The organism is Stenotrophomonas sp. YJH_SMC_81 (assembly GCF_059370875.1).
Window position 1 is genome coordinate 322,731 of sequence record NZ_JCAFUB010000003.1, and the last position, 15,922, is coordinate 338,652.

Annotated in this window: 14 protein-coding genes; all 14 read right to left on the bottom strand. The window is 68.1% G+C overall.

Features of this window, described 5'->3' with window-relative positions; genetic code table 11:
* Positions 1-1,017 carry a flagellar motor protein MotD gene (gene motD, locus AC5P8U_RS07925; protein WP_005416419.1) on the bottom strand — a complete coding sequence of 339 codons (1,017 nt, stop codon included), beginning with the start codon at positions 1,015-1,017 and terminating at the stop codon, positions 1-3.
* 1 nt (position 1,018) lies between these two features.
* Entirely contained in the window at positions 1,019-1,759 is a 741-nt protein-coding gene (locus AC5P8U_RS07930) for a flagellar motor protein (protein ID WP_049413360.1), read from the bottom strand.
* A gap of 90 nt (positions 1,760-1,849) precedes the next feature.
* Entirely contained in the window at positions 1,850-3,709 is a 1,860-nt protein-coding gene (locus AC5P8U_RS07935) for a chemotaxis protein CheA (RefSeq protein WP_353761807.1), read from the bottom strand.
* Positions 3,710-3,711: 2 nt separating this feature from the next.
* Entirely contained in the window at positions 3,712-4,317 is a 606-nt protein-coding gene (locus AC5P8U_RS07940) for a protein phosphatase CheZ (protein WP_032129220.1), read from the bottom strand.
* The gene (cheY, locus tag AC5P8U_RS07945) at positions 4,317-4,709 is read right to left on the bottom strand and encodes a chemotaxis response regulator CheY (RefSeq protein ID WP_005413247.1); all 393 of its coding nucleotides are present in this window, start codon (positions 4,707-4,709) and stop codon (positions 4,317-4,319) included. Before cheY ends, AC5P8U_RS07940 begins: the two co-directional genes overlap by 1 nt.
* A 57-nt stretch (positions 4,710-4,766) precedes the next feature.
* Complete coding sequence (locus AC5P8U_RS07950) at positions 4,767-5,510, bottom strand: RNA polymerase sigma factor FliA (RefSeq protein WP_005416423.1); 744 nt, start codon at positions 5,508-5,510, stop codon at positions 4,767-4,769.
* The gene (locus AC5P8U_RS07955) at positions 5,507-6,394 is read right to left on the bottom strand and encodes a MinD/ParA family ATP-binding protein (protein WP_072166952.1); all 888 of its coding nucleotides are present in this window, start codon (positions 6,392-6,394) and stop codon (positions 5,507-5,509) included. The genes AC5P8U_RS07950 and AC5P8U_RS07955 overlap by 4 nt, the downstream gene beginning before the upstream one ends.
* On the bottom strand, positions 6,381-8,009 hold the full coding sequence (gene flhF / locus AC5P8U_RS07960; protein ID WP_445391103.1) for a flagellar biosynthesis GTPase FlhF: 1,629 nt from the start codon (positions 8,007-8,009) through the stop codon (positions 6,381-6,383). Before flhF ends, AC5P8U_RS07955 begins: the two co-directional genes overlap by 14 nt.
* Positions 8,010-8,154: 145 nt before the next feature.
* Positions 8,155-10,215, bottom strand: coding sequence for a flagellar biosynthesis protein FlhA (gene flhA, locus AC5P8U_RS07965; RefSeq protein WP_188241100.1), 2,061 nt, complete (start codon positions 10,213-10,215; stop codon positions 8,155-8,157).
* A 44-nt stretch (positions 10,216-10,259) separates the two neighbouring features.
* Positions 10,260-11,390: a flagellar biosynthesis protein FlhB gene (gene flhB / locus AC5P8U_RS07970; protein WP_447897461.1), complete on the bottom strand. Its 1,131-nt coding sequence runs from the start codon at positions 11,388-11,390 to the stop codon at positions 10,260-10,262.
* Positions 11,391-11,597: 207 nt separating this feature from the next.
* Entirely contained in the window at positions 11,598-13,730 is a 2,133-nt protein-coding gene (locus tag AC5P8U_RS07975) for a putative bifunctional diguanylate cyclase/phosphodiesterase (RefSeq protein ID WP_072166956.1), read from the bottom strand.
* A 278-nt stretch (positions 13,731-14,008) separates the two neighbouring features.
* Complete coding sequence (gene fliR / locus AC5P8U_RS07980; RefSeq protein ID WP_049412889.1) at positions 14,009-14,800, bottom strand: flagellar biosynthetic protein FliR; 792 nt, start codon at positions 14,798-14,800, stop codon at positions 14,009-14,011.
* 13 nt (positions 14,801-14,813) lie between these two features.
* Positions 14,814-15,083 (bottom strand): flagellar biosynthetic protein FliQ, encoded by a 270-nt coding sequence (locus tag AC5P8U_RS07985; RefSeq protein ID WP_005413254.1) that lies wholly within the window; start codon positions 15,081-15,083, stop codon positions 14,814-14,816.
* Between the two features lie 59 nt (positions 15,084-15,142).
* Positions 15,143-15,922, bottom strand: a complete 780-nt coding sequence (fliP, locus tag AC5P8U_RS07990; protein WP_445391106.1) for a flagellar type III secretion system pore protein FliP — start codon at positions 15,920-15,922, stop codon at positions 15,143-15,145.

Sequence of the window (15,922 nt, forward strand, 5' to 3'; positions counted from 1 at the left end):
TTACTCCTTCATTGCCGGGGGAACGGCGGCGCCGACGCGGCTGCCAGCCGGCACCGGCGGCAACTTCACCGGTGCGATGGGGGAGGTGGGGGCGCTGGCCGGAGTTGCGGCGGCCTGTTCGGTGACGGTGCTGTCGGTGGCGCCGGTGGCTGCGTTCAGGCGCTGGCCGAGCGGATCCACCGAGTGCGACGTGTCGGCCAGGATGATGACCATCACCCGGCGGTTGCGGTTGCGGCCCTGCGCGCTGTCGTTCTCTTCGCGCGGGCGGAACTGGCCATAGCCGACCATCGCCAGCCGCGACGGCTGCACGCCCTGGTCGGCGAACAGGTGCACCACGCTGGCGGCGCGCCCGGCCGACAGTTCCCAGTTCGACGGGAAAGTCGCGGTGGCGATCGGCACGTTGTCGGTGTGGCCTTCCACGCGCACGCTGTTGGGCACGTCGCGCAGCACCTCGGCCAGGCTGGCCAGGGTCTGCCGCGCATGCACGTCCAGCGCGGCCGAGCCGGTAGGGAACAGGATATCGCTGTTGATCTCGACTTCGATCCACAGTTCGGTGCGGCGCACGCTGATCATGCCGCGGTCGATCAGCGGCGCCAGTGCGGCGGTGAGGCGATCGGCAATCGTGTTGAGCTGGCGCTCGGCACGGGCGATCTGCTCCTGGTTGTGCACTGACACCGGCATGCGCATCTGCGAGGCCATCGACGGCAGCAGGGTCGGGTCGTGCGAGGGCGCCGGCGCGGAGGGACCGATCTTGGTGCCGGACTTGATCACCGAGGGGCTGTCCCAGCCGCCGCCCTGCACCTGCTTGTTGCCCACCTGCACCGGGTTGATGGTGCGCGGTGCGCCACCGAAGGCATCGGTCAGCGCGTCGGCCATGATCCGGTACTTGCCCTCGTTCACCGAGGAGATCGCATACATGACCACGAAGAAGGCGAGCAGCAGCGTCATCAGGTCGGCATAGGGGATCGCCCATGCTTCGTGGTTGGCGTGCTCTTCGTGGTGCTTGCGGCGGGCCATGTCAGTGCAGGAAGCCGGAGAGGTTGGTTTCGATGTTGCGCGGGTTCTCGCCCTGGGCGATCGAGATCAGGCCTTCGATGACCATCTCGCGGTCGCGCGTGTTGTGCGAGATCACACTCTTGAGCTTGGCGGCGATCGGCAGGAACAGCAGGTTGGCCGAAGCGATGCCGTAGATGGTGGCGGTGAACGCGGCGGCGATGCCGTGGCCGAGCTTGCTCGGGTCGGCCAGGTTCTTCATCACTGCGATCAGGCCCAGCACGGCACCGATGATGCCCAGCGTCGGTGCATAGATGCCCATCGCCTCGAACACCTTGGCGCCGGCCTGGTCCTGGTGCTCCTGGCTGCCCAGTTCGATTTCCAGCATGTGCCGCATCGATTCGGGCTCGACGCCGTCCACCAGCAGCTGCAGGCCCTTGCGCAGGAACGGGTCCTGCTGTGCTTCCACCTGCGATTCCAGGCCCAGCAGGCCCTGGCGGCGGGCGATGTTGCTCCACTCGACGATCTGCTGGATCAGCTCGCGGCGGTCGCTGTGCGGTGGACGCACGACCCAGCGCACGATGCTGAACGCATGCTTGAACACCGCCGGCGAGGTGTGCAGCAGGATCGCAGCGACGGTGCCGACGATGACGATCACGAACGCCGCAGGCGACCACAGCGACGCCAGGCCGGCGCCCTTGAGGATGCTGCCGCCGACCAGCGAGGCCAGGGCGAGAAAGAGTCCAATGAGGCTGAGTCTATCCATGGATCCGGTATCGGCTTGTATGAATGGGACTTGAGACACCGGTACGGGCTACTGGTGCGACTTCACAGTTTTACGGGTTCAGCAAACGGGTCAGTCGTGCGGGCTGCGCAGGCCGTCCACATCCAGGATCAGTGCCATGCGACCATCGCCGATCAGGGTTGCACCGGCGTAACCGCGCAGGCCGCGCAGGGCTTTCGGCAGTGGCTTGATGACCACTTCCTCGCGCCCGCGCACCTGGTCCACGACCAGGCCGAAGCGCGCTTCGCCGGCCTGCAGCACCACGATGGTCAGCAGGGTCGAGGCGGCCGGCGTCACATCCAGCCACTGGCGCAGATCGACCAGTGGCAGCGTATGCGAACGACGGTCGAGCACGGCGCGGCCATCGAACCAGCCCAGCGAGGTGCGCGGCGCGTGCAGCACTTCCATCACGCGCGCCAGCGGCAGTGCATAGACGTCCTCGCCGGCCTGCACCAGCAGGGTCGGCAGGATCGCCAGGGTGAGCGGCACGCGGATCAGGAAGCGGCTGCCACGGCCCAGCTCGGACTGGATCTGGATCTGGCCACTCAGTTCGCGGATGCGCGACTGCACCACATCCATGCCAACGCCACGGCCGGAGATATCCGTGACCTGCTGCTTGGTCGAGAAGCCAGGCAGGAACACCAGGTGCAGGCACTCCTCGCTGCTCAGGCGGGCGGCAGCTTCCGGATCGATCAGGCCCTTCTCACGCGCCTTCGCGCGCAGCTTCTCCGGATCGATGCCGGCACCGTCGTCCTGCACTTCAATGCTGACGTAGTCGCCTTCCTGCTGGGCCGACAGGCGTACATGGCCCATCCGCGGCTTGCCCTGTGCTTCGCGCAGATCGGGCATTTCCACGCCATGGTCGATGGCGTTGCGGACCAGGTGCACCAGCGGGTCGGCCAGCGCTTCGACCAGGTTGCGGTCGAGCTCGGTCTCGGCACCGATCAGCTCCAGGTCCACTTCCTTCTTCAGCGAGCGGGCAACGTCTCGGGCGACCTTGGGGAAGCGCGAGAAGACCTTGCCCACCGGCTGCATGCGGGTACGCATCACCGCCGACTGCAGGCGCGCGGTGGCGATGTCCAGGGTCGACACGGCGCGGTCCAGTTCCTCGTCGCGCAGGCGCGCACGCAGGGTCTTGAGCCGGTTGCGTGACAGCACCAGTTCGCCGATCAGATTGACGATCGCGTCCAGGCGCTTGGTGTCCACGCGCACGGTATGTTCGGCTTCGGCCAGCGGCTTGGCGGCCGGCTTGGTCGCCGCTGCAGTTGCCGGTGCGGCCGGTGCGGCCAGTGGGCGTGGTGCCGCGATCGGTGCGGGCGCTACCGCAGCGATGGGCTTGGCGCCGGGTGCGGCGCCACCGTGCAGCTGGTCGAGCAGGGCTTCGAACTCGTCTTCGCTGATCAGGCCGTCGTCAGCCTTCTTTGCCGGCGCGACCGCAGTCGGTGCGTTGCCGCCGTGCAGCTGGTCGAGCAGGGCCTCGAACTCGTCGTCGGTGATCAGGTCGCTGCCACCCGCAGCGGGAGCTGCTGCGGCGGCGGGTGCAGCCACGGCACCGCCATGCATGTCGAACTGGGCGATCAGCTCCGGCGGCGCATAGCCCGGCTCGGTGCCGGAGGAAACTGCATCCAGCATCGCTTGCAGGTAGTCCAGCGATTGCTGGGCGGCATCGAAGTGATGGGCCTGCAGTACGGCCTGGCCCGCGCGCGCGATGCCCAGCGCTTCTTCGGCGGCGTGGCACAACTCGACCATGGCGGTGACGCCGAGGAAGCCGGCGCCGCCCTTGAGCGTGTGGTAGCCCCGGAACACCGCGTTGAGCTGCTCGGTGTCCTGTGGTGCCTGCTCCAGCGACACCAGCTGTTCGCCCAGGCGATCCAGGATTTCCTGCGCCTCGATGATGAAATCGGCAGTGATGTCGTCGGATACCGCGCTCATGCTTACAGCCCCAGGTCCGACAGCAGGTCGTCGGCGTCGTTCTGCGAGACCGCGTGGCGGTCCAGTCCCTTCAGTGCCGGCCCGGCCAGTTCCGGATCGGTGCGATGCTGTTCCGGCGGCAGGCCGAGCGCGCCGAAGCCCTCGTGCACGCGGCGGACGATGCCGACCACGCGACGGATGATCTGCCCGGTCAGGTCCTGGTAGCTCTGGGTCAGGGCGATCTCGGTGAGGTTGTGGCGGATGCGCTCGAGCTGTGCATCCTGGCCGGGCTGCAGGCCTTCGGCGCGCAGCTGTTCGGTCAGGCTGCGGCATTCCTCGGCCAGGTCCAGGGTGCGGTGCGTCGCCTGTTCGGTCATCGCCACCACGTGGTCCAGGCGTGCGCAGGCATCGTCCAGTTCGCCGGCCTCGCTGGGCACGGTCGGCAGTTCACCCAGGGCCTGCCCGAGCTCGCGGGCCAGCCGCGAGAGGCCGCTCATCATCGGCTGCGTGCGCAGCGCGACCAGTCCGTCGATGCGTTGCCGCCAGGCGGTTTCGTCACCGGACTCCAGTGCGTCCAGTGCTTCCTGCAGGCGCAGGGCGAGGGCATTCTTGTCGACCGTGGTGTCCATCAGGCGCTGGCCGCCAGGCGTTCGAAGATCTTGCCGAGCTTCTCTTCCAGCGTCTGCGCGGTGAACGGCTTGATGATGTAGCCGTTCACCCCGTTCTGGGCCGCTTCGATGATCTGCTCGCGCTTGGCTTCGGCGGTGACCATCAGCACCGGCAGGGTCTTCAGCTTGGCGTCGGCACGGATCGCCTTGAGCAGCTCGATGCCGGTCATGACCGGCATGTTCCAGTCGGTGACCACGAAATCGAACGGCTGGCTCTGCAGCAGCGACAGCGCGGCATGCCCGTCCTCGGCTTCGGCGGTGTTGGTGAAGCCCAGATCGCCCAGCAGGTTCTTGACGATGCGACGCATGGTCGAGAAGTCGTCCACGATCAGGATGCGCATGTTCTTGTTCAAAGCAGAGTTCCTTTGTTGTTCATTCCGGGCGGCCGGGGGCAGCTGCCTCGGGGATGTTCATTCTTCGAGGCCGGCGTCGACGGCCTCGAATACCTTCAGCCGGCCGCGCAGGCGCAGCACCGCCTGGCCGTGGATCTGGCAGACCCGCGACTCGCTCACGCCGAGCACCGCGCCGATCTCCTTCAGATTGAGTTCCTGCTCGTAGTAGAGCGAGAGCACCAGCTGTTCGCGCTCGGGCAGATGGCCGATGGCCTTGCCCAGCTCGCGGCCGAACTCGCTGCGCTCCAGCACCTGCTGCGGGGTCGGGCCACCCTGGGCGACCGTGTCCAGCTCGCCCTGGTCCTCGATGCGCGACTCCAGGCTCAGCACCTGGCCACGCGCAGCGTCTTCCATCAGGCGCAGGTACTCGGGCAGTGGCATCTCCATCGCGGCGGCCACTTCGGTGGCGCTGGCGGCGCGGCCGCTGCTCTGTTCCAGGCGGCGGATGGTGGCCGCAGCATCGCGTGCACGGCGGTGCACCGAGCGCGGCACCCAGTCGCCACGGCGGATCTCGTCGATCATCGAGCCACGGATACGGATCGAGGCATAGGTCTCAAACGAGGCGCCCTGGTCGGCGTCGTAGCTGCGCGAAGCCTCGATCAGGCCCATCATGCCCGCCTGGATCAGGTCGTCGACTTCGACGCTGGCCGGCAGGCGCGCGGCCAGATGGTGGGCGATGCGCCGCACCAGGTCCGAGTGCTGGGCGATGACCTCGTTGGCCGCCGAGCGCTGGACTTCCCTGTACTGGGCCGCGCCTTTCATGCCGCCACCCCGCGCTGCTTGAGAATGCGTTCGAGGAAGAACTCGACGCCGCCGCGTGGTTCGGTGGGCGCCTGCCAGCGGGCCGTGCGGCGCGCGATCTCGGTGATGGCCAGTGCGGACGGGCTGGACGGGTAGGCCTTCACCACCGGCTGCTGGCGCTGCACCGACAGGCGCAGCCAGTCATCCTGCGGCACGCAGCCCAGGTAGTTCAGCGAGACATCGGCGAGGAACTTCTCGCAGACGCGGGTCAGCTTCTCGTACAGTACGCGGCCCTCGTTGGGGTCGCGCACCATGTTGGCCACCACCTGGACGCGGTCCACGCCACGTTCGCGCGAGAGCACCTTGATCAGCGCGTAGGCGTCGGTGATCGACGCCGGCTCGTCACAGACCACCACCACGGTGTCCTGCGCGGCCTGGCAGAAGGTCAGCACGCCGTCGGTGATGCCCGCGGCGGTGTCCACCACCATGATGTCCAGCTCGCGTTCCAGCTCGGAGAACACGTTGACCAGGCCGACGTGCTCGGCCGGGGCCAGCTCGGCCATGTGCCGGCGGCCGGACGCGGCCGGGACCACCAGCACGCCGTTCGGGCCTTCGACGATGACGTCGTCCAGCGAGCAGCGGCCGGCAACCAGGTCGGCCAGCGTATAGGTGGGGTTCAAGCCCAGGATCACGTCGATGTTGGCCAGGCCGAGGTCGGCGTCCAGCAGCAGCGTGCGCTTGCCCATGCCGGCCAGCGCCACGGCCAGGTTGGCCGACACGTTGGTCTTGCCCACGCCGCCCTTGCCGCCGGTCACGGCGATGGTGCGCACAGGGCCGAGCGGCTCGCTGCGGGTGGCCGACAGCGGGAAGGTCTTGGTCAGCTTGGCGTACTCACGCGACGGCATGGTTCAACTCCGGGTTGCAGGGCATATCGGCCGCTCGGCGCAAATCTTCAAGGCGAAGTACGAGATTGGCCGCACTGGCCCGGTGCAGGTCGTCCGGAACGTCCTGGCCGTCGGTCACCCAGGTGATCGGCAGGGCGTGGTCCACGGCCACCGACAGGGCGTTGCCGAAGCGGCCGGTTTCGTCCAGCTTGCTCAGCACCAGGCCCTGCAGGTTGGCGGCACCGAAGCGGCGGACCACCTCGTCCATGTCGCCGAAGCTGGTGTTGGCCGGCAGCACCAGCAGGGTGCGCACCTGGCGCGCGGCGCGCAGCCACTGCAGCTGCGCGGCCAGCGCGCGGTCGCGCGGGCCCAGTCCGGCGGTGTCGATCAGTACCAGCTTGTAGTCCTTCAGGCGTTCCAGCAGCTGGTCCAGGTCGGTGCCGCTGTTGGCCTCGTGCACGGCGATGCCGAGCTGCCGGCCGTAGCCATACAGCTGCTCGCGGGCGCCGATGCGGGTGGTGTCGGTGGTGACCAGAGCCACGTCACGCGGCGCGTGCTTCTCGGCGAACCGCGAGGCCAGCTTGGCGATGGTGGTGGTCTTGCCGGCGCCGGTCGGGCCCACCAGCGCGATCACGCCGCCTTCCTCCAGCGGGTCGACCGGGGCAATCGGCAGCTTGCGCGAGATCAGCCCCAGCATCAGGCCGCGGCCTCGGTGCGCCTCGGTCTCCAGCGGAATCTGCATGGCGACGTCGCGGGCCAGGCCAGCATCGAAGCCGTACTCGTCCATCAGGTCCAGCGCGGTGGCGCGCACCGGGCAGCCGCGCAGGCGCTCGTCGGTGAAGCGGTTCATTTCGCGCTCGATCACCTGGCGCATGCCGGCCACTTCCTGGCGCAGCTGGCGGATCTCGGCGTCGTCCTGGGCGACCACGGTCAGGACCGGGGCTGGGGCGAGCGTCGGCGTCGGCGCGGCTTCGACGGTGGCATCGGCCAACGCCGGTTCGCTGACGGCGACCTCCGGCTGCGTTTCGGACAGGGTTGCGGTCGGCAGCGGTGGCGGCTGCACCGCCGGCGCCACGCTTTCGTGATGCGCCTCGTGCGGCGGATCGATCTGGAAACGGGCGCGGTTGGCCGGCGCGACGAGGGCCGGTGCCGGCGCCGGAGCAACGATGGCCTCGGCGAACGGGGCGAAGATCTGGTCCGGCAGTGCCGGTTCATTGACGGCGGCGCGTGCCAGGGTGGCGGCGAAGCCGGTGCTGCCGCGGGTTGGCACGATCTCGTCGGCGCTATCGAGGGTGCGGCCGGTAGCGCCCACTGCTGCACGGGCGAGGGCGGCCACCGCCGAGGTGGTGGCGGCAACCGGTTCCGGTGCCGGGGTGCTGCTGCGGCGGCGGGTGACGGCGGCGATCACCGCGTCGGCGGCGGTGCGCGGCTTGGGTGCCGGCGGCGGTGCGACGTCGCGGCGCGAGGCTTCCAGCGCACGCTGCACCGCGCTCTCGTCGTAGTTGGCGGCGGCGACGATCTCGATGCCTTCCTCGATCCGGCGGTTGGACAGGATCACGGCGTCAGGACCATGCTCCTTGCGCACCAGGTTCATGGCCGAGCGCATGTCGGCGGCGACGAATCGTTTGATTTTCATGCTGTGGTCACGAGGCGAAGACGGCGGGGTGGCGGTCGGGGAACTCGGGTGGTCGGTGGTCTGCACGGTGCGGGTTCCCCTTGGTGTCTGTCTGTTGCGTTGGTTCGAAAGTGGTGTCTGTTTTCTGGCGCATCGGCGGGCGGCGTCAGCTGATCGTTCCGACCAGCTTCAGGCGCTTGTCCTCCGGCACCTCGCTGTAGGCCAGGACCGACAGCGAAGGAACGCTGTGGCGGACCAGGCGGGCCAGCGCGGCGCGCACCGGGCCAGGTACCAGCACGACCGCGGGCTCGTTGCGGGCTTCCTGCTTGCTGACACATTCGGCCAGGCTCTGGTGCAGTCGCTCAGCGAGTCCGGGTTCCAGCGCGGCGCCGTTGCCCTGCGTGGACTCCTGCAAGACACGTTCCAATTGCGGGTTGAGGGTGAACACCGGCAGCTCCGCCGACATTCCGGCGATCTCCTGCACGATGAAGCGGCCCAGTGCGGTGCGCACCGCGGCGGTCAGCACGGCCGGGTCCTGGCTGCTGGGCGCATGTTCGACCAGTGCCTCGGCGATCTTGCGCAGCTGGCGGATCGGAATGCGCTCGACCAGCAGGTTCTGCAGCACGCGCACCACCGCCGACAGCGGCAGCGCCTTCGGCGTCAGATCTTCGACGAGCTTGGGTGCGCTCTTGGCGAGGTTGGCCAGCAGGTGCTGCACTTCCTCATGGCCGAGCAGCTCGGGTGCGTGTTCGCGGATCAGGTGCGACAGATGGGTGGCGACCACGGTGGCCGGGTCGACCACCGTGTAGCCCAGCGTTTCGGCCTGGGCGCGCTGGTGCGGCTGGATCCAGGTGGCATCCAGGCCGAACGCGGGATCCTTGCCGGCAATGCCCTCCAGTGCGCCGAGCGCGCTGCCCGGATCCAGGGCCAGCTCGCGGTCGGGGTGGATCTCGGCGGTGGCCACCGGCACGCCATGCACCAGCACGCGGTAGCCGTTGGCCGGCAGTTCCAGGTTGTCGCGGATGTGCACCGAGGGAATCAGGAAGCCGACATCCTGGGTCAGCTTGCGGCGCACGCCCTTGATGCGCGCCATCAGTTCGCCGCCCTGGTTGCTGTCCACCAGCGGAATCAGCCGGTAGCCGACCTCCAGGCCCAGCGGATCGACCGGGCGCAGCTCGTCCCAGCTCAGTTCGGCGGTCGGTGCCGGCGCGGCGGGGCGGCCCAGCGCAGTGAGCGCGGCAGCATCGGTGCCACTGCCTGTTGCATCGGCAGCCGGTGCCTTGGTCTTGCGATACAGCTTCCAGGCGATGAAGCCAAGGATCGCGGCCAGCGTCAGGAAAGCGACGTTGGGCATGCCCGGCACCAGGCCAACGACGCCGATGATGCCGGCGGTGATCGCCAGCGCGCGGTACTGGCCGAACACCTGCCCGGTCATGGCCTGGGCCATGTCCTGCGAGCGCGAGGCGCGGGTGACCAGCATCGCCACCGCGCTGGACACCAGCAGTGCCGGCAGCTGCGCCACCAGGCCGTCACCGATGGAGAGCAGGGTGTAGGTGGCAGCGGCGTCGCCGAACGGCATGCCATGCTGCAGCACGCCCACGGCCAGGCCGCCGAGCATGTTGATGAACAGGATCAGGATGCCGGCGATGGCGTCGCCGCGGATGAACTTGCTGGCACCGTCCATTGCACCGTAGAAGTCGGCTTCCTCGCGGACTTCCTCGCGGCGCAGCTTGGCTTCCTCGCGCGTCAGCAAACCGGCGTTGAGGTCGGCGTCGATCGCCATCTGCTTGCCGGGCATCGCGTCCAGGATGAAGCGCGCGGTCACTTCCGAGACGCGGCCGGCGCCCTTGGTGATGACCACGAAATTGATGATGGTCAGGATCGCGAACACCACGATGCCGACCGCATAGTTGCCGCCGATCACGAATTCACCGAAGGCGGCGATGACCTTGCCCGCAGCGTCGTGGCCGTTCTGGCCGTTGAGCAGGATCACGCGGGTGGAGGCCACGTTCAGCGCCAGCCGCAGCATGGTCGTGATCAACAGCACGATCGGGAAGATGGTGAAGTCCAGCGGGCGCTTCACGTAGACCACCGCCAGCAGCACCATCAGCGAGATGGCGATGTTGAAGGTGAACAGCGCATCAAGGACTGGCGCGGCCAGCGGCACCACGACCATGGCCAGCAGGGCCAGCACGATCAGCGGCGCGCCAAGGCCCTGGCGGATCATTTCCAGGGCACGGCGGGTGTTGAATCCGGTGGCGGGCTGGGCGCTCACGGGCGGCCTCCCTTGCCGAATTCATCCACCTGGATGTGCGGGGCGTCCGGCATCGGGCCAGTGCGCCAGGCGCGCAGCTGGTAGACGTAGGACAGAACCTGGGCGACGGCCGAATACAGTCTCACGGGGATTTCCTTTCCGAGTTGGCCTTCCCGATACAAGGCGCGTGCCAAAGGCGGGGCAGAGACGATCGCGACCTTGTTGCCGTCGGCCACTTCACGGATGCGCAGGGCGGTCTCGTCCACGCCCAGTGCGACCACGGTGGGGGCGTTCATGGCGCCGCCTTCGTACTTCAGGGCCACCGCGTAATGGGTGGGATTGACCACCACCACGTCGGCGGTGGGTACCGCTTCCATCATCCGGCGGTTGGCCATCTGCTGCTGCAGCTGGCGGATGCGGCCCTTCACCTCGGGGCTGCCTTCGCTTTCCTTCATTTCCCGGCGCAGTTCTTCACGGGTCATCTTCAGCTTGCGCATCCAGTTCCAGCGCTGGTACGGGGCATCGATGGCGGCCAGCACCAGCATCGCGCCGGCGGTGGCCAGCAGCAGGCGCAGGGTGAAGCCGAGGCCGTCGGTGATGGCCGTCTCCAGCGGGTGGTGGATCAGGCCGCGCAGGGTGTCAAAGCCGGTCCAGACCACCAGCCCGGCGGCGACGCCGACGAAGGCCACGCGCAGCAGCGATTTGGTGAACTCGGCGATGGCTTCCGGGCCATACAGGCGCTTGAACCCGCTCATCGGGTTCATGCGGTTGATGTCTGGCAGCAACGCCTTCTGCGACCAGCGCAGGCCGCCCATCACCAGCGGGGCGACGAAGCTGGCCAGCAGGCAGACCAGCACCAGCGGTGCGATCACCAGCATGAACTGCAACAGCAGGTCGCCGAAGTGGCCGAACAGTGCCTTCGGGTTCTGCCGCAGGCTCTGTTCCGGGCTGAGCGCCTGCTTCATCCAGGCCGTGGCGCCACGGCCGATCGAGCCGCTCATGGCCATCACCGCCAGCACACCGGCGCCGAACACGGCGGCGGTGCCGAGTTCGCGCGAGCGCGGCAGGTTGCCCTGTTCACGGGCGTCGCGCAGGCGTTTTTCGGTCGGTTGTTCGGTCTTTTCGCCGGCGGATTCGTTCTCGGACATCACGGGTACTGCGGCAGGGGTTGCCGGAGGGCGTGCAAGAACTGTTCCACGCATGGCGTGGATCAACCGACGACCCTTTTGTAGAGCCGGGCCCACGCTCGGCTGCGGTTGGGTCCAGGCGCGAAGCGCAGCCGAGCGTGGGCTCGGCTCTACAGGAGGGTGCCGCAGGAATCGTTCCGCGATGGCAGGTGGTCGCGCTGCCCGGCGCTATCCGGGCGGGTGTTGTTGCGGCGGGCTCTGCGCCAGCTCCACCCGCGGCCGCGGCAGGTCGTGCAGCTGCATGAAGCGCGCCGCGTCGACCGGGCGGCCGAGCAGGTAGCCCTGCAGGAAGTCGCAGCCCAGGCGCTCCAGGTAGGCGCGCTGCGCGGCGGTTTCCACGCCCTCGGCGACGATGTCCATGTCCAGTGCATGGCCCAGCGCCACGATCGCCGAGACGATCACCACGTCCTCCGCACTGTGTTCCAGGTCACGCACGAACGCGTGGTCGATCTTGATCTCCGTGGCGGGCAGCCGCTTCAGGTACAGCAGGCTGGAATAGCCGGTTCCGAAATCGTCGATGGAGATGCCCACGCCCAGCGCCGACAGCGCCTGCAGCAGGCGAAGGCTGGCATCGGTATCGCGCATGACCGTGCTTTCGGTGATCTCCAGCACCAGGTGGCGCGGGGCAATGCCATAGCGTTCGATCACTTCACGCACATCCTGCAGCAGGTGTGGCGAACTGAACTGCACCGGCGACAGGTTCACCGACATCGACCAGCCTTCATGCCCGGCGTCGCGCCAGCGCCGCAGCTGCTGGCAGGCCTGGTCCAGTGCCCAGCGACCGATCTCGTTGATCGCGCCGCTGCGTTCGGCCAGGCGGATGAAGCGGTCCGGTGGGATCAGTCCGTGCTCCGGGTGTTTCCAGCGGATCAGCGCTTCGGCACCGGCCACCTTCTGGGTGGCCACGCGGATCTTCGGCTGATAGTGCAGGAACAGCTGCTCGCTGCCGATCGCACGGCGCAGGTCGGCCAGCAGCCGGAACTGCTGCTCGGCACTGTCGTTCATCCAGTCGGCGAACAGCACGAAGGCGTTGCGTCCGGATTCCTTGGCCTGGTACATCGCCGCGTCGGCGAAGGCCATCAACTGGCGCTCGCTGGCAGCGTGGTCGGGGCAGATCGCCACGCCGATGCTGGCGGTCACTTGAAGTTCGTTGTCCGGCAGCAACGGGCCGCTGCCCACCGCCTGCAGGATGCGCCGGGCGAGGGTGGGCAGGTCCTCGTCGTGCTCGATGCGCACCACCAGCACGAATTCGTCGCCGCCCAGACGGGCCAGCATATCGTTGGGCCGGAGCAGCTGCCGGGTACGCTCGGCCACCGCCACCAGCAGTGCGTCGCCGGCCTGATGGCCGTAGGCATCATTGACCTGCTTGAATCCGTCCAGGTCCATGAACATCACCGCGAAACGGCTGCCGCCCTGTTCGGCTTCGGCCAGCGCCTGCACGATGCGCCGCTGCAGCAGCAGGCGGTTCGGCAGGCGGGTCAGCGGGTCGTGCAGCGCGGCCTGGGTCAATTCCTGCTGGGCATCGGTCAACGAGGTGCTCAGCATCGAGTTGCGAAGCCGCAGCAGCTGCGCCTCCACACGCTGGTCCAGCCACGAGACCACCAGCACCACCGCCAGGATCGCAACCGTCAACACCACCACCAGCATCGCCAGCCACTCGCTCTGCAGGCCATCACCGACCGCGGCGCCGCAGATGCTGCCTTCCGGGAAACGCGCGGCGGCCATGCCGGTGTAGTGCATGCCGACGATGGCCAGGCCAAGCAGGCCGGCGGCCGCCAACCGGTCACCGACGCGGGTGCGCTGCGCGCGCAGGCGGAACGCCACGTACAGCGCGGTCCACGAAGCGGCCACCGCCACCACCAGGGAGAGCAGCAGCCAGCCCGGGTCGTAGTCGATCCCGGGCTGCATGCGCATCGCTGCCATGCCGACGTAGTGCATGCCGGCAATGCCGGTGCCCATCAGCAGGGCACCACCGGCCAATCGAGGATGGGGCAGGGTACGCAGTGAGACCAGCCACAGTGCGAACACCGACGAGGCGATCGCCAGGGCCAGCGAGAGCAGGGTGATGGGCAGGTCGTAGCCCAGTGCAATGGGCAGATCGAAGGCCAGCATGCCGATGAAGTGCATCGACCAGACACCCAGGCCCATGGCGAATCCGCCCCCCAGGCGCCACCACCAGGCGGCTGCCCGGCCCGGGGCGGTGACCGTGCGCCCGGCCATGGCCAGCGCTGTGTACGACGCCATCACGGCGACCAGCAGTGAGATCGCCACCAGCCACGGGTTGTACGTGCCTACCAGCATTCGTCAGTCTCCCGGACCTGCCTGTCGACGGAAACCACGGTGGGGCATGCATGAGGCAGGCCAACGCGAACGGGCGTCGGCCGGGTGCGGCATCCCCCCGGTTGCCGCGCATTCACTCTAACGCGCAGACCGGGGGGGACTTCAAGCGGCAATCCGTGAAATTGCGCCCCTGTAGAGCCGAGCCCATGCTCGGCTGCCACTCCTGCCGAAGGCAGCCGAGCATGGGCTCGGCTCTACAGAAACAAATGCATGGCAAGCAGTAGAACGTGACGACCGGGTCAGCGTGTGACCGCGTCCGCGGCCTGGAAGGCGGCGTCGAACAGGCGCTGTACCGGCGGCCCCATTTCCCCGGCCAGCAGCGCCAGGAGGAACAGGCCCAGCAGCAGCGAAACCGGCAGGCCCAGCTGGATCGGGTTCAGCGCAGGCGCGGCACGCGCCAGGACACCGAAGGCCAGATTCACCGCCAACATCGCCACGGTCAGAGGGATGGCCAGGCTCAGCGCGCCGCGCAGCACGGTCAGCAGGAAGGTCGGGGCGATGCTGAAGAAGGCATGGGGATCCGGCAGCGGGGCGCCAATCGGCAGCGCGCGATAGCTGTCCACCAGCAGCGAGATCAACGCCAGGTGGCCGTTGGCGGTGAAGAACAGCAGCCCGAACAGCAGGTAGAACCACTGTCCGATCACGCCGGAGGTACCACCGCGCAGCGGATCGCTCATCTGCGCGAAGGCCAGGCCGGTGCCCTGCGCGATCAGTTCGCCGGCCATCGCACCGGCTTCGAACACCAGCCGCAGCATGAAGCCGATGGATACGCCAATGGCCAGTTCACGGGCAATGGTCAGCACCGTAGCCGCGTCGAAGCCGGTCCAGTCCGGTACCGGGGGGAGCAGCGGGGCCAGTGCGATGGCCAGGGTGCCGGCCAGCACCACGCGCACCCGCGATGGCACCGCACGCGTGCCGACCATGGGCATGGCCATGGCCACTGCGCCGATGCGCAGCATGGTCCACAGCACCGTGCCGATCATGCCGAAGGCCTGCAGGCCGTCGGCCGCCATCTGTGTCGCGGCGTCCATCGAAGCGCGTGCCCTAGCCGATCAGGTGTGGGATGCGCTGGAACAGCAGCGTGGTGAATTCAACCAGGTGGCCGATCAGCAGGCTGCCCAGCGCGAACAGCACTGCGGTCAGCGCTGCCGCCTTGGCAACGAAGGCGATGGTCGGTTCGTTGAGCTGGGTCGCGGCCTGCACGACACCAACCACCACGCCCACCACCAGTACGGTGAGCAGCAGCGGGCCGGCCACCCACAACACGGTGATCAGGCCGCCACGCAGTTCAGTCAAGGCAAGTTCGGGAGACATTCGGATTCCATCTGCTCATGTAGAGTCGAGCCCTGCTCGACTGCGCGTTACGGGGGATATCAGGCCGGATTGAAGCTTGCCGCCAACGTACCCACGGTCAGCACCCAGCCATCGACCAGCACGAACAGCAGGATCTTGAAGGGCGCCGATACCAGCATCGGCGACAGCATCATCATGCCCATCGACATCAGCACGCTGGCAACGACCAGGTCGATGATCACGAACGGGATGAAGATCAGGAATCCGATCTCGAAGGCGGTCTTCAGTTCACTGGTGACGAACGAAGCGACCAGCACCGGGAACGGGATCGCGTCGGGGCTGGCGTAGGTGCCATGCCCGGCGATGCCGGCAAAGGTCATCAGGTCGGTCTCGCGGATCTGCGCCAGCATGAAGCCGCGCAGTGGCTGCGTGGTCAGCGTCCATGCGGTCTGGAAGTCGATGTCGCCGTTGAGGTAGGGCGCCATGCCCGCGCTCCACGCCTTGTCCCAGGTCGGCATCATCACCATTGCGGTGAGGAACAGGGCCAGGCCCAGCAGCACCTGGTTGGACGGCGTCTGGCCGGTGCCCAGCGCCTGGCGCAGCAGGCCCAGCACGATGATGATGCGGGTGAACGAGGTCAGCACCAGCAGCATCGACGGGATCAGGGTGATCGCGGTCATCAGCAGCAGGGTCTGCAGCGGCAGGCTGACCGGCTGGCCACCGATCTTGCCGACGTTGACGTCCGGCAGCGGGGTGGCCGGCGCGCCGGGTGCGGCCAACGCCAGCGCCGGCAACAGGCACAGGGCAAGCAACAGCAGCCACGGCGTCAGGGTGGCGGGACGGGTACGGGGGACACGCAT

What these genes read in the sequence shown, in the direction of transcription:
- AC5P8U_RS07930 (WP_049413360.1), bottom strand. Translation starts at nt 1,759, where the DNA reads ATGGATAGACTCAGCCTCATTGGACTCTTTCTCGCCCTGGCCTCGCTG.
- AC5P8U_RS07935 (WP_353761807.1), bottom strand. Translation starts at nt 3,709, where the DNA reads ATGAGCGCGGTATCCGACGACATCACTGCCGATTTCATCATCGAGGCG.
- motD (WP_005416419.1), bottom strand. Translation starts at nt 1,017, where the DNA reads ATGGCCCGCCGCAAGCACCACGAAGAGCACGCCAACCACGAAGCATGG.
- AC5P8U_RS07950 (WP_005416423.1), bottom strand. Translation starts at nt 5,510, where the DNA reads ATGAAAGGCGCGGCCCAGTACAGGGAAGTCCAGCGCTCGGCGGCCAAC.
- AC5P8U_RS07985 (WP_005413254.1), bottom strand. Translation starts at nt 15,083, where the DNA reads ATGTCTCCCGAACTTGCCTTGACTGAACTGCGTGGCGGCCTGATCACC.
- AC5P8U_RS07940 (WP_032129220.1), bottom strand. Translation starts at nt 4,317, where the DNA reads ATGGACACCACGGTCGACAAGAATGCCCTCGCCCTGCGCCTGCAGGAA.
- fliR (WP_049412889.1), bottom strand. Translation starts at nt 14,800, where the DNA reads ATGGACGCCGCGACACAGATGGCGGCCGACGGCCTGCAGGCCTTCGGC.
- flhA (WP_188241100.1), bottom strand. Translation starts at nt 10,215, where the DNA reads ATGATCCGCCAGGGCCTTGGCGCGCCGCTGATCGTGCTGGCCCTGCTG.
- flhB (WP_447897461.1), bottom strand. Translation starts at nt 11,390, where the DNA reads ATGTCCGAGAACGAATCCGCCGGCGAAAAGACCGAACAACCGACCGAA.
- AC5P8U_RS07975 (WP_072166956.1), bottom strand. Translation starts at nt 13,730, where the DNA reads ATGCTGGTAGGCACGTACAACCCGTGGCTGGTGGCGATCTCACTGCTG.
- fliP (WP_445391106.1), bottom strand. Translation starts at nt 15,922, where the DNA reads ATGCGTGTCCCCCGTACCCGTCCCGCCACCCTGACGCCGTGGCTGCTG.
- AC5P8U_RS07955 (WP_072166952.1), bottom strand. Translation starts at nt 6,394, where the DNA reads ATGCCGTCGCGTGAGTACGCCAAGCTGACCAAGACCTTCCCGCTGTCG.
- flhF (WP_445391103.1), bottom strand. Translation starts at nt 8,009, where the DNA reads ATGAAAATCAAACGATTCGTCGCCGCCGACATGCGCTCGGCCATGAAC.